13 protein-coding genes are annotated in these 13,114 nt (G+C 31.4%); all 13 read right to left on the bottom strand.

The features are described from left to right. Nucleotides 1–837 (bottom strand): alpha-1,2-fucosyltransferase, encoded by an 837-nt coding sequence (locus GYA49_05170; GenBank protein ID NMC36404.1) that lies wholly within the window; start codon nt 835–837, stop codon nt 1–3. Then, nucleotides 834–2,009, bottom strand: a complete 1,176-nt coding sequence (locus GYA49_05165; protein NMC36403.1) for a glycosyltransferase family 4 protein — start codon at nt 2,007–2,009, stop codon at nt 834–836. Before GYA49_05165 ends, GYA49_05170 begins: the two co-directional genes overlap by 4 nt. 9 nt (nt 2,010–2,018) lie before the next feature. After that, a complete protein-coding gene (locus GYA49_05160) occupies nt 2,019–3,122 on the bottom strand; it encodes an acyltransferase (protein ID NMC36402.1) in 1,104 nt (367 codons plus the stop codon). A gap of 4 nt (nt 3,123–3,126) precedes the next feature. Continuing rightward, the gene (locus GYA49_05155; protein ID NMC36401.1) at nt 3,127–4,128 is read right to left on the bottom strand and encodes a glycosyltransferase family 2 protein; all 1,002 of its coding nucleotides are present in this window, start codon (nt 4,126–4,128) and stop codon (nt 3,127–3,129) included. Then, nucleotides 4,125–4,874 carry a class I SAM-dependent methyltransferase gene (locus tag GYA49_05150; GenBank protein ID NMC36400.1) on the bottom strand — a complete coding sequence of 250 codons (750 nt, stop codon included), beginning with the start codon at nt 4,872–4,874 and terminating at the stop codon, nt 4,125–4,127. The genes GYA49_05155 and GYA49_05150 overlap by 4 nt, the downstream gene beginning before the upstream one ends. Before the next feature lie 12 nt (nt 4,875–4,886). Continuing rightward, a complete protein-coding gene (locus GYA49_05145; protein NMC36399.1) occupies nt 4,887–5,873 on the bottom strand; it encodes a glycosyltransferase in 987 nt (328 codons plus the stop codon). Between the two features lie 21 nt (nt 5,874–5,894). Further along, nucleotides 5,895–6,626 carry a class I SAM-dependent methyltransferase gene (locus GYA49_05140; protein NMC36398.1) on the bottom strand — a complete coding sequence of 244 codons (732 nt, stop codon included), beginning with the start codon at nt 6,624–6,626 and terminating at the stop codon, nt 5,895–5,897. Between the two features lie 193 nt (nt 6,627–6,819). Continuing rightward, entirely contained in the window at nt 6,820–7,809 is a 990-nt protein-coding gene (locus tag GYA49_05135; GenBank protein ID NMC36397.1) for a hypothetical protein, read from the bottom strand. 125 nt (nt 7,810–7,934) lie between these two features. Further along, a complete protein-coding gene (locus GYA49_05130) occupies nt 7,935–8,621 on the bottom strand; it encodes a methyltransferase domain-containing protein (GenBank protein ID NMC36396.1) in 687 nt (228 codons plus the stop codon). Nucleotides 8,622–8,623: 2 nt separating this feature from the next. After that, nucleotides 8,624–9,589, bottom strand: a complete 966-nt coding sequence (locus GYA49_05125) for a glycosyltransferase family 2 protein (protein NMC36395.1) — start codon at nt 9,587–9,589, stop codon at nt 8,624–8,626. After that, nucleotides 9,586–11,133, bottom strand: a complete 1,548-nt coding sequence (locus GYA49_05120) for a hypothetical protein (protein NMC36394.1) — start codon at nt 11,131–11,133, stop codon at nt 9,586–9,588. The genes GYA49_05125 and GYA49_05120 overlap by 4 nt, the downstream gene beginning before the upstream one ends. 74 nt (nt 11,134–11,207) lie before the next feature. Continuing rightward, complete coding sequence (locus GYA49_05115; GenBank protein NMC36393.1) at nt 11,208–11,954, bottom strand: class I SAM-dependent methyltransferase; 747 nt, start codon at nt 11,952–11,954, stop codon at nt 11,208–11,210. A gap of 11 nt (nt 11,955–11,965) precedes the next feature. After that, nucleotides 11,966–13,084 (bottom strand): DegT/DnrJ/EryC1/StrS family aminotransferase, encoded by a 1,119-nt coding sequence (locus GYA49_05110; protein NMC36392.1) that lies wholly within the window; start codon nt 13,082–13,084, stop codon nt 11,966–11,968. Nucleotides 13,085–13,114 lie beyond the last annotated feature (30 nt).

Here is a 13,114-nt window from a genome sequence, read left to right as displayed (position 1 = left end):
CTAGATTAAAGTCCAATTGTTTGGGAAGCGATCGCTAACATTGTACTGCAAAGTTTTAAACCATTGTTTGGGGGCAATGACTTGCTTATTTTGATAGATATTTAACCAAGCGGCCCACCAGCTAAAAGTACTATTGGCTATAATATTATGTTTACAATAACTCATTAAAGACATGTCTTGAGCAGGATTTTGCCCCTGAACAAATTCAGTTGGAAACGGTAATTGAAAGTTTTTTTTACACCAAGCTAGATCGTCTGAGAATATGAAAAAATAAGGTTTTTTTACTTTTTTGATAATTTTACGTATAGCTTTTTGGTAGTAATCCATTCCGCATAGGCCATGGGTATGAAAAGCTACTCCATAGGTAAGATAATCAGTGCGACGAACATGAATTGATACAGATTGATTATTTTCAATTTTACGCTTTGTTTTCTTAAAAAGCTGATTTTCCAACTCTTTTTTAAGAGTAAAATCAGATCTTAGCTTAGCAGCAATATGCTCAAAATATTTATAACTTTGCCAGTGGCCAATCAAAAAAACATGATTTTTAAGTTTTAAAAAATCCTTATTAAAATCATTATTTTTATCCTTAAAATAGTTGTACTTACTTGATAGTTTGCTGAGCATTTTAAATAACAATAAGTCTGTACTAGTAGCAAATTCAGCGTTGAGTTCAAAAGCCTCTAATTCATATTGTCTAGCTGTATCTGGCAAGCTAAGGCTGTATTGTTCAATATCTAGTTTGAAGGGGCTTTGAAGTCTTTCGGCCAAAGCTTTTCCAGCTGCATATTGAAACATTTGATTGCCTAGTCCGCCGGTTAATTTAGTAATAATCATATTTTCTGCCCAAGAGATAAAAATAATTTTTCATATTGCTTAGCTATTTTCTCCCAGGTAAATTTCTTAAGCCAAGCATCGTACCCACTTTTAACCATCTTATTTCTAAGTTTTTTATTATTATGTAGTTTTTCCAATAATTTTGCAGAAGGTATTATCTTGGCTTCTTTGTATGTATCTTGTCGTGATTTTGTGGGAAGAAGATCACCAGAGCCACTCCAAGCAATAATTTCTTTGATGTTGCCAACATCAGTTGCTAAAAAAGGTACCTTAGCAGCCAAGCACTCAAAAAGCACTATTGGCGAACACTCTACATTTGAAGGAAATAGGAAAAGATCTGATTCTTCCAAGACTGAAATTGTTTCTTCTCTGCTTAAAGAAGCCATGACAACTCTTTTTTTATTGATGATATTTTGAGGAGTAATGTTGCTTATTGTTTTTCTAAAATAGCAACTGTTTTGGCAACCATTTAACACCGTATTACCAATCACAAGTAAAGTTGTATTTTTAAGCTTTGCTTTATTGAAAATTGTTAAAAGCTCATTATGTCCCTTTAGGCGAGTATGGGAACCAATATGGCATATCAAAAAATGGTTGCTGGGAATTTTAAGTTTTTTTCTAATGAATAACTTTTTATGATTTAAAAATTCTGTTTTTGACGCACCATTGGGAATTAAGTGTATATTTTTTAGTTTGTGAATTCTGGCAAAAATAATATCTTGGTAAGTATTTGATAAATAAACTGTAGCGTCATATTTTTTCAAAATCTCAGGAAGTTTTTGAAAATAAGCTTTATAATTATTATTATGCAGACCAGAATATCCACAAGGTACTAAAACTTTTTTGGCTTTGATTTTGTCAATAATAGGAAAAACTAGGTCAGTTGACCATTGTTGGGCAGCATAATTAAGCATAATATCAAAATCGCTATGTATCAAAAAATCTTGGTATGCTTTAGTATCTCCGGTACATCCTTTAACTTCACTCCCAGAAATAGCAAAATCTTTAATTTGGACTCCATTGACTGTTTTAGTTTTTCTTTGTGGATCAAAGGAAGTGGCAATAGTTACGCTATGACCTAAGTTTACCAAGCCTTCCCCAATCTGCTTGATTGCTTCCTGAGCACCTCCGATAGAAGGATAGTAATACTGACAGCTTAATAATATGTTCATAATCAATAGTTATTTGATCGGATTTTTTGCAAATAAAAGCTTTATTTTGCCTAAAGCTTTATCTTGAATCTTAGTTAGTATAACTGCAATTGCTGATATGATTACCACTAAAATAGTATATCTAAGCAAATAGTCAAAAATACCAAAAAAAGGAATTGAACTAGGAATGTATTTTATAAAACTATATTTATGCAACCAATAAAGTACTCCATAATGAAATAAAAAGATAGGATAGCTATGTTTTCCTAGAAATACGGTAAGTTTATTGATAAAAAATTGATATGGATTTTGAGATATTACATAAACAAACATAGCTAGTGCTACGCCAGGTAGATAAAGATTGTTTTTACTAAAATAAAATGTAGCAAGAATAAATAAAATTGATAAAAATAGGAAATGAAGCTGAGCCTCTTTTTTATATAAAGGTTTATGTTTAAAAATCAAAAAGTATAAAACTATCCCAAATGTCATAAACGGGAATTGAGCAGGAAAAAATATATTGACATACTCTATCCATAAATAGGCCGAAGGTATGAGAATAAAATGAAAAAGACCTGGAAAAATAAGTAACATAATGAGCGAGCTATATAAGGCTAGTAGTACAGCAGCTTGCAAGTTCTTAATTTTTTTAAATAAAATAGGCGAGACAACATAAAAAATCATAACTGTGGAGACAAATGAACCTCCGGAAACAATACTATTTATGAAATAGGGAAAAAGATTATTAATAAATAAAATATTACTTAAAATATTAAACGTAGTGATCGACTCAGCATCACCCAGCCAATATCTTGGTCCCAACCCTTTTTGAGCTAAATAATAAACTATAGCTAAATAATAGAGTGGAGCAATTCGGATAATTCGATCTTTGTAAAATTTAAAAACAGATTCTTTTTTATACGTTTTTCCAAGTCTTGATTGTAAAGACAAAAAAATTAATATCCCGGTAATAATATAAAAAAGCTGAACTCCATGAGCTCCTTTGGCGACAATTTTTACAAACCAATCAGGTAGATCTTCAAGATTAAGCTGGGCATTATGGACAGCCATAACTCCCAAGATAGCAATTCCTTTCAAACCATCAATATATTTAAGTTTATGGCTTTCTTGCATTTTGTTAATTAAACATTTTTGATAAAAAACTATCACGAATTACTATTTCATAACATCGGGCTAAGTAATAATATTTGTGTCTAAAATAATAATATTTTGCTTGCTTAAAATTTTGTTTAACAATATTTTGTATTTCTTTCTGTTCAAATTGAATGCCAGGATTTTGACTTATGATATTGGAAATACTAGTATTTATAATTTTTTTATACGTATTAAAATCTAGGGGTGATTTAACTGTTTTACAGTTATTATGTAAAAAATTGGCAAAAGTCCTGATTGCTTGTTTATGATTTTGAGCTCGATAGAAATAATCTATATTGACAATATTTTGCTTAATAACGTTTTTAGCAACTTCATCTTTTTTGGTTTGAGAGACACCTGTAGAGATTTCCCGGTAAATTTGGAGTATTTCGGGTAAGTTGGCTATTTGAGATACTCGAGCAATTCGAGACCAAAGTTCATAATCTTGTGCGCAGCTCAAAGATTCATCGTATAAACCAACTACATCTAAAATTTTCTTTCTGATCATGACACTACTGTGCACAAAAGGGTTATCAAAAAGAAGAGCTGTTTTAAGAGCTAAGCTGTTTAAAGGATGTTTATGAAATCTATCTGTTTTTGTATTTTCAGCCCAAATTTCAGCCCAGGTACCAAGAAGCCCGTACTCTTGATTTTTTTCTAAAAAGTCAACCTGTTTTTTAAAAAGAGTCCTCTTTGACCAATCATCTCCATCGTGTCTGGCAATATACATGCCTTTAGCTTGTTTGATGCCAATATTAAGACTTTTTGCAATGCCCAGGTTTTTCTTATTCTCAATATACTTAATTCTTTTGTCTTTAAAAGATTTGATTATATTTTTACTTTTATCTTCAGACTGATCATTAATTATAATTAGTTCAAAGTTATGATAGCTTTGCTCTAAAATGCTGGTAATAGATTGGTAAAGATAAGTCTCACAGTTGTAAACAGGAAGTACAACGCTGACTAACGGCTGGCGACTACTCATTTTAATTTTTCAGCTTCAATTAAGTAACCTATAGTGAACTCTTTAATATATATAGTTTTATCTAATTTAGCAAAAAAAAGTGGTAAAGTTTTCTTAAATAATATTTTACTAACTATGTGTATTTTTTTTCTTTTTTCTAAAATATCGCCGGCTCGCCAAAGCTCTTGAGCTAGATGCTTAAAAAACCCACCCGTAGGCTGTATCTCCTTTATTTTTAAATCAAATTTTTGGGAGAAAAGTTTATAAAAATATGGCGAATATCCTCCATAGAAATGATATGGTTCTTGATGTAGTCCCGACGCAAACGGAGCAGTAATCCAAAGCTTACCCCCAGGTTTTAAAATTCTAGCCATCTCTTTAATTGCCTCAATCGGATAAGGGACATGCTCTAGCACTTCGGTGCATAAAATAGCATCATAACTTTTATCTTTAACCGGAATTTTGGCGATATCGCTGATAATATCGATTTTGCCGTAATTCCATTTGTCAGCAAGCAATCCTTTTTTATTTCCCCTATATTGCATAAAGTCTTGTGAAGTGTAATGACAATGTTTGAAGAGTGGCTTGTATTGGCAAGGGCCAGCACCTACATCAAGGATGTTAGCTCCTCTTTTTAGGGTTTTAGCTTTTTTTTCAACCCAGTCTTTTCGATAGGAATAGGCTACGTTAACATATTCATCAGGTATTTTTAACAAATCCTGTTCTTTTTGTTTTAAAAAATTTCTTATTCTTTTAATAAAAAACATAATGAGTAAAATTTAGTAAAAACACTGCTGAATCCTTTTCCATAAACGTAAGGGTGTATAGGGTCGTTTAGTGATCATATAATTTTGATATATTTTTCTGAAGAAAAACATAGCTCTTTCTTCAAGTTTTTGTTTTTTGTATCTAGTTAAACCTTCTTTTTGACTAATTACACTGACAATTTCTAATAAAAGTTCTCTTATTTCATTAAAATTAAGATGTTTGTTCATTGTATTATATTGCTGATTGGCTAGACAAACCAGATTATGAACCACTCGATTTTTGTGATCAAGATTTAAGAGTGAACAAATATTTTCCTTACTAAAAAGACTTACATTTTCTACAAACGGATTCTTATTTTTTCTAGACATGCTACCTTCAATTTCCCGGTAAATTTGCAGTATTTCAGGAATATTGGCGATCTTATGTGACTTAGCGATTCTTGACCAAAGCTCATAATCTTCAGGTGGTTGCCGTTTGGGGTTTGTAGTATATAAACCCACTTCATTAAAAATTTTTTTTCTTAACATCATTGAGCTATGGACAAAAGGATTGTTAAATAATAAATCAAATTGAAGTATGTAATTTTGACTAGGATGTTTATGAAATTTCCCTTTGCTTTGTTTATTGCTATATATTTCTGTCCAAGTACCAACCATATCTATGGTTTTATATTTTTCTAAAAAATCAAATTGACGTTTGATTCTAGCTGGTAAGGCAAAATCATCATCGTCTTGTCTAGCAACATATGTTCCTCTAGAGAGCCGAATACCCTTATTAAGGGTTTTGGCAAGTCCTAAGTTATGCTTGTTGCGAACATATCTGATTCTAGAATCATGAAATGATTTTATAATTGTTTCATTTTTAGATTGCGGTTTATCATTAATGATAATAAATTCAAAATCCTTGAATGTTTGATCCAAAATACTGTCTATTGAAGATTTGAGATATTGCTCGCCGTTGTACGCAGGTAAAATAACACTAACTAGTGGTGAAGATATAGGATTTTTGTTCGTAGATTTTTAAAGTCGTTTTTTCTGGGCTATGACTATGGTATCACTACAATCAAGGTTAACAAATAGGCTTTGAAAAAGAATTAGAATATAGTGATACATAGAATTAACACCTTTGATTTCATACATTGGATTTCTAAGTTCCATTATGTCCTCACAACCGTGTTTGAGCATAGTATTCATAACTTTGTAACCAAAATATGGCAAAGAAGCTTTTTTGACTATTTTAAAACCATGTTTTTCCAGTAAAATTTTCATACCTTTTTGAGTGTAAAGCATACGATGACAAGGCTTCCAAAAATTAATATCAGAAAAATTATTATTTAAGCTATATTGATATTTGCTTGTTAATAGTGGTATACGCAAAATAAGGTATGATTTACCGTATAAAAATTGTTTGCTATTTTTTAAAAAACTATCCGGATTATCTAAATGCTCAAATAAAGCATTGGCATAAATAGCTTCTGTTTTTGTTTGTAAAGTATCTGTGCAAACAACTTTATTTTTATATTTAGGGTATTGTTTTTTAAAATTGTGTACAGCCTGATTAGAGATATCGATCCCAAACATGTTTACTCCTTGTTTCAAATATCTAATTAGTTCTGCGCCACTCCCAAAACCAATTTCTGTGACTTTTGAAGAGTTTATGATTAGTTGTTGGCTATATTGCAAAATATTATTAAATTCTCTGAGAGCTTGTTTATTTAAAAAAATATCAATTTTATTAAAAATGTTAAACAAAAAAACTCTAGATTTAATTAATTTCTTTTGACTATATTTTTGATATACCTGATTAAAATATTTTTTATTGTCATAAAGCGCACTCTTGGAAGAAATATAATTGGCGCTTAAACAATTTTTACAAAAAACATAACTATTATTATGCTTTGTATCAAGAGAGTGTTTGCAGGCAAGGCAAATGTGATGATCCATATTAAAAATATTTTATGATTGTTTTTAAGTAATGATCAAAGTTATATGATTTTTTAGCCAGCGCATAAGCAGCACTAATATAACGCTCCTTACTATTTTGATATTTCTTAATAAGAGTAGATATATTACAACTGTCTAAATCTTCAACGTATAAAAATGGTGGTTTTAAAGTCATTTCATGTTTGATATTTGTCATAACAGCTAGGCCGTTCCACAAATAAGAAGCAATTTTTCCAGAAGAATTTAATAAATTTTTAAAATTACTGCCTTCATTTTCATCATATAATGCAATGCCGATATCATATTGTGAAATCAAATTCATGTGAGCTTGATCGTTATAATATGAGGTGTCGATAGTTGTGCTGGATAAAGCGCTAATTTGCTGTTTTAGTTTATTCAAATACGAACTGGTTCCCAAAGCGTGTCCCTGGAGTTTTAAAATACAGTCTTGATCAATTTTTGATTTTTTGTATGCACATAAAAACTCTCCCAATAATGCCCAAGGAGCAAAATAACCTGAATAAATAAGTTTTACTTTATTGGTTTTCTTATTCATTTTCTTTTTAATGTTAGTTGGTCTTAATGAAACGGGAATATACTTGAAGTTGATTTTTGCATCCAAATAATTGCAAATATCTATAGCCCTTTCTTTGTTTTGAATAATATTGACTTTTGTTTTTTTGAGTAGAAGTAGGGCATATTGCTTGTCAAACTTTTCCAGGTAATCAATGCCTTCCAGGGAAATATAAATGATTTTTTTGGGCTGAATATGTAGCTTGGAAAGTATGTCCAAAGCTAGGAAATCAATAGCTATAAAATAATCATATTTAGCAATATGCTTTTTAAGTTTTGTTGTAAAGATTTTGTTGTCTGATATCGGAAAGCTTGTTTTTTTTAAATAATCAAAAATCGTTCTGTTGTGACTTAAATTAAATGTAGTAGTGTTTGCTAAATCTAGCGTATCTTGTCGATAAGTTTTTTCGATAAACAAATCAACGCTAAAATCTTTTTTTTCTCCAAAAAAAGTGCATATATTTTTGACAAAAGGAGATACTTCTACAGCGTAACGATAGGCGATAATCGCAATTTTTTTACTTGGAAAATTGGTCATAAAAATTATTTCTGAGCCAAAACTGCAATATTAACCATGCATGGACTTAAAACTTTTTCAAATTTTTGATCAAGTTTTTTAATTAGATAATTATATTTTCCTAAAACAAAAGGAAATAAATGAACACCTTTGTAATAATTGATGTTGAGCTTATTTTTTATTAAAAAATTTTGGTATTGTTTGTAATAGACCCAGTTTTCATAACCAGAGTATTTACGTATTCCTAGTAAATTAGCCAGAATAACTGAAAAATACCAGAAAGATCGGTTGGGAACAGTCAAAGCTAAATAGCCACCTGGTTTTAAAACCCGAATCAGTTCTTTAGTGGCTCGATATGGATCTTTAGTATGTTCAATAACATCAGAACAAATCACAATATCAAAGTGATTATTTTCAAAAGGTAATTTTAGCAAAGAAGCTGTTAGGGCTGTGGTTTTTGGGTTTTTATTTTTAGTGAGTTTGACTAATTTGCTGGCAATGTCAATGGAAGTTACTTTGGCTTTTCTAGCTAAAGCTTCTTTAGTAAAAAGACCGGTACCACATCCAGCATCAAGTAATTTTTTTTGAGCTAGATTTGTTTTTCCTAGAAAGTCTTTAAAAATTACCTCAATTCTCCTGTTGGTATCATACATATTCATAATAGAGTCAAAATCACCAGCAATTTGATTGTAAAATTTTTGCTTATCTTTCATAGTTAAAATATTTCTGTTTCAATAATAAAACGCGGTCTGGCTTTGACCTCTTGATAAACTTTGGCAAGATATTCGCCTATTAAACCAATGCTCATAATTTGCAAACCACCAAGCACGTAAATAGGCAATACTATTGATGGCCAGCCAGTTACTGTTTTTCCTATGATTAATGTTTGATATACGATATAGGTTGTCATAGCTAAGCTAGAAAGAAAAACTAAAAAACCAATAATAGTAACTAATCTTAACGGAGTGGTGCTAAAAGAGGTAATGCCATTCCAAGAGAAAGAGAGCATTTTGTTCCACGAATATTTTGTTTGGCCGGTCTTACGAGGGCGTACAACAAAACTGACAGTTGCAATCCGAAAACCGAGTTCGGTAACTAAACCTCGCAAAAATAAATTTACCTCTCTAAACTCAGCTAAGGCTAGCAAAGCTTTTTGAGATATAAGTCTATAATCAGCATGATTTTTAATGACCCTAGTACCCATTGAGTGCATAAAATGATAGAAAAAAAGAGCTGTATATTTTTTTAAAAAAGAGTCTGAGCTGCGGTTTTGACGAACTCCGTAAACAATATCAGCGCCTTGTTTATATTTGTCAATAAATTTTGGTATGGTTTTGATATCTTGCTGTAAATCAGCATCAATGGTAATAAAGCAGTCTGCTTTTTCTTTACAATTTAGTAATCCTGCCAATAAAGCATTTTGGTGTCCAAAATTTCGAGAGAGTTTAAGACCTTTTATATTGCTATTTTTCTTATGAGCTTTTATTATTAATTCCCAAGAGTTGTCCACGCTACCATCATCAACGAAATAGAGAAAGCTGTTTTTTTTAATCACATCACCTTTAATCAATTGATATAAAAGATTATGGAGACTATTAATAGTTTCGTTTAGCAATTTGTCTTCATTGTAAACTGGAATAATAATGGCTAGACTCGGTTGTTCTCGACTGGTTTTATTCATAAGCCTTGTTTAACTTTATAGACTTCCCAATTAGGGTTTTGAAATACCAGTTCATAGTATGGTGATAGGCTAACCCGATTGTCAATGGATCGAGAAAATCTATTCTTAGTATCAATAAGAATGTATGTGAACTTTGGATTTTGTGGGTTTAGTTTGACCTCGTTTTGATAACTTGCTCCACCATAGGGATACCAATCTTTTCCCATAAAAGTTGCAAAGCTCAAATCTTTACGATTGTAGAATTCTTTAATCTGAATTTCCATTTCTACATTATGTTCCCAAGAAGCAAAATTTTGATAAATTGAAGAATTATGGGGTGCTGAAGTGCTAAGAAAAGTAATCATATCTCGATCAAAGTGAATATTAACATAATCTTGCCACAACTTTGTTCCATTTCGCCAACCTTGATGAATAAAGATTAAAAAAACAGAAAAAAAAGTGAGCACAGCATAGCTTTGATTCTTTTTGAAAAAAGGTAGAAAGAAAATATTGGAAATTTCTAGTTTATGATAGTGAAAGTGAGTATTTTTGAAATAAGCTAAAGCTGAGAAACTAAAAAACAAAATCATTAAAGCTTCAAAAATAAGGTCATATTTAGGTTGAGCGTTAGCCTTCCATAACCCCAGAAAAGCAATGTTTGGAAAAATTGCCAAAACCAATGCAATTGGTAAAAAAAATTCCAAACTTCTAAATTTGTTAAATTTTCGATATTTAATTATGTAAAATACGTTACAACTTAAAATGATAATTAGAAAACAAAATAAGCTATATACAAGAAAATTGTCAGTAAATAATTGAGATATTTTGTGAAGCAAATTGCCAAAATAATTACTAAATCCAAAACCAGCCACATATAGATCATCCTTTCTGATACTAGGAGTTGGTTTTATGATTAAAATTAAAAGCGTATAAAAAATACTTGAAACAATAATTGAAGAGCCAAGTAATTTTTTTTTGGATATTAAAGCCAAATAAATTCCTATAGTGATAAAAAATGGCAAGAAAGCAAGAGTTGTCTCTTTGTAAAAAAAGAGGCAAAACAAAAGCATGATACTAATAAGGCTAAAAAATAACTCAGTACTTGTTTGACTTTTCTTCTTTTTATATAACCAGTAGAGAATAAGAGACAACCAAGCAAAAAAAATAGCTGCTTGGAAAGTTTCTTGAGTTTCATAACGGTTAACATTAGCTATATAAGAAGGGAAAGTTAGCAGTATTAACGAATTAATAAAACTAAAAAAGGCCTTATTGGTAATTAAAAATAAACACAGGAAAATAGAGACTATTAGTATTGAAATTTTTACATAAAGCCAAAGCCAGTATCCTAAAGGATTTGTATCAAAAAATAATCTTTGAGTTGTTATTTCAAGATAATACAATGGCCTATATCTACCATTTCCCTCTTTGATTTCTCCGATAATAGCTTTGTAAGCAGAATTAAGTGGTGTTTTATATGTTCGAAGTAATTTTGAAGAGCCAACATAAGCTATTCCATTATCGGTCAGAGCAAATTCTGGTTTTAGGAGAATTTGTACCATTGTCATAAAAACAATGATCATGAGAATAAAAGATAAAAATAAAGGGGAACTTGATAGGAAGAACAGCAACTTACTTAATTTCATGATTTCTGAGCTATGAAGGTTACTCCCCATGTCTCTAAAGAAGGTTTTTTTTGAGTCAACCATTCATGGCTATCTAAGAGTTTGAAACCATATAGGTTAAGTAGTCGTTCAACCTCAGGAGTGAATACATAACGCATGATATGGGTTTCCTGCAACTCTTGAGTTTTTTTGGTTTTTTTATCTATAACTAAAATCTTGTAATTTACTTTTACAAGATTGCGCATACTATCTAGTTCTGACTCAACGGTGCGAATTACTTTATTTTTTTCATCTTCCAATAATTTAATTCTGACGGTTGGTTTGAGGTTGAGTACGGCTGGTCCATACCAGGCATCAAAAATAAATAAGCCACCTTTCTTAACATGTTTGGCTATAGACTTGAAAGTGTTTTCCTGATCACTATTTTTAGGTAGATAGGAAATAACATGAAATAATGAGGTAACTACGTCAAAACTTTGCCCTATATTAAATGTTCGAATGTCTCCTAAAGTAAAATCAATTTTTGGATATTGGGAATTAGCTTCTTTAAGCATTTCTTCAGATCTATCAAGTCCGGTCACTTTATAGCCAAGTTTTGCTAGCTCAGCAACGTGTTTGCCTGTACCGCAACCTAGATCCAAAACACTTTTACTTTGAGGGTGGTATTTTTTAATGAGCCCACTAATGTAATTAGCTTCTTCTGGATAGTTTTTATCTTGATATAGTAAGTTATAGTAGGTTGAATAGGCGCCAAATACAGACATAAAACTCCTTTTTATGATAAAACTTTGATAACCTTTTGAGCTACTGTTTCCATCTCTTGATCAGTAATACCTAGACCACTAGGAATATAGAAACCCTGTTGGTATAAGTTTTCAGCAACAGGATATCTCTCATTTTTGAAAAGCCCCATCTTTTTAAAGATGGGCTGCTGGTGCATTGGATAAAAAAATGGTCTAGTTCCGATTCCTTCAGCTTGTAGTTTTTGCATAGTTTCTTGGGCATCAAATTTAAGTTTTGGTTTTAAAACTAAACCAAAAACCCAATATATGTTTTGGGCATAACTGGTTTTTTCTAAAGGAAGTTGCGCGGTTTCTAAGTTTTTTAGCAGTTTTTGATAAAACTGACCAATATGTCTTTTTTTAGCAATAGCCTTATCCCATTGTTCTAGTTGAGCTACACCAAGAGCAGCTTGAAGGTTAGTCATACGGAAATTCCAACCTAAATTTTCATGGACAAAGCGTTTTTCTGGTATAAAACACAAATTACGCAGCGAGCTACATTTTTCTGCCAGTTTCTGGTTATTAGTTACAATCATGCCCCCTTCACCAGTGGTAATTAGTTTGTTTGGGTAAAAGCTAAAAATAGCTATATCACCAAAACTGCCACATGGTTTGCCTTTATATGTTTGGCCATGAGCTTCGGCAGCATCTTCAATAACTTTGAGCTTGTATTTTTTTGCTAGTACTAGGATCGGATCCATATCAACTGGCAGGCCATAAATATGAACTACCATAATGGCTTTAGTTTTTTTACTAATTTTGCTTTCAATTTGAGCGACATCCATATTCCAAGTATTGGGATCGCTGTCTATCAACACAGGCTTTGCTCCTGCCCGCAAAATGGCAGTAGCACAAGAGATGATAGTAAAGCTTGGCATAATCACTTCATCTCCCTTTCTAAGTTCCAGCGAGGCTAAGGCAGCATCTAGTGCGGCGCTACCATTACAGACTGCTATGCCATACTTGCAAGCAACTTTTCGAGCAAACTCGTCTTCGAAGCATTTGACAAATGGTCCTTCAGAAGAGATCCAACCAGTATCAATACATTCATTGAGATACTTTTTTTCATTACCATCAAGAAGGGGAGTATTGACTGGAATAAAATCTGTCATGATATTATTTATCTTTTTTAAATTTAACTT

This window comes from Candidatus Beckwithbacteria bacterium (assembly GCA_012797845.1).
GTDB lineage: Bacteria > Patescibacteriota > Microgenomatia > UBA1400 > UBA1449 > JAAZOH01.
Note: the sequence above shows the minus strand (reverse complement) of the source record. Positions and strands in the feature narration are given on the sequence as shown.

What these genes read in the sequence shown, in the direction of transcription:
- GYA49_05170 (NMC36404.1), bottom strand. Translation starts at nt 837, where the DNA reads ATGATTATTACTAAATTAACCGGCGGACTAGGCAATCAAATGTTTCAA.
- GYA49_05165 (NMC36403.1), bottom strand. Translation starts at nt 2,009, where the DNA reads ATGAACATATTATTAAGCTGTCAGTATTACTATCCTTCTATCGGAGGT.
- GYA49_05160 (NMC36402.1), bottom strand. Translation starts at nt 3,122, where the DNA reads ATGCAAGAAAGCCATAAACTTAAATATATTGATGGTTTGAAAGGAATT.
- GYA49_05155 (NMC36401.1), bottom strand. Translation starts at nt 4,128, where the DNA reads ATGAGTAGTCGCCAGCCGTTAGTCAGCGTTGTACTTCCTGTTTACAAC.
- GYA49_05150 (NMC36400.1), bottom strand. Translation starts at nt 4,874, where the DNA reads ATGTTTTTTATTAAAAGAATAAGAAATTTTTTAAAACAAAAAGAACAG.
- GYA49_05130 (NMC36396.1), bottom strand. Translation starts at nt 8,621, where the DNA reads ATGAAAGATAAGCAAAAATTTTACAATCAAATTGCTGGTGATTTTGAC.
- GYA49_05125 (NMC36395.1), bottom strand. Translation starts at nt 9,589, where the DNA reads ATGAATAAAACCAGTCGAGAACAACCGAGTCTAGCCATTATTATTCCA.
- GYA49_05120 (NMC36394.1), bottom strand. Translation starts at nt 11,133, where the DNA reads ATGACAATGGTACAAATTCTCCTAAAACCAGAATTTGCTCTGACCGAT.
- GYA49_05115 (NMC36393.1), bottom strand. Translation starts at nt 11,954, where the DNA reads ATGTCTGTATTTGGCGCCTATTCAACCTACTATAACTTACTATATCAA.
- GYA49_05110 (NMC36392.1), bottom strand. Translation starts at nt 13,084, where the DNA reads ATGACAGATTTTATTCCAGTCAATACTCCCCTTCTTGATGGTAATGAA.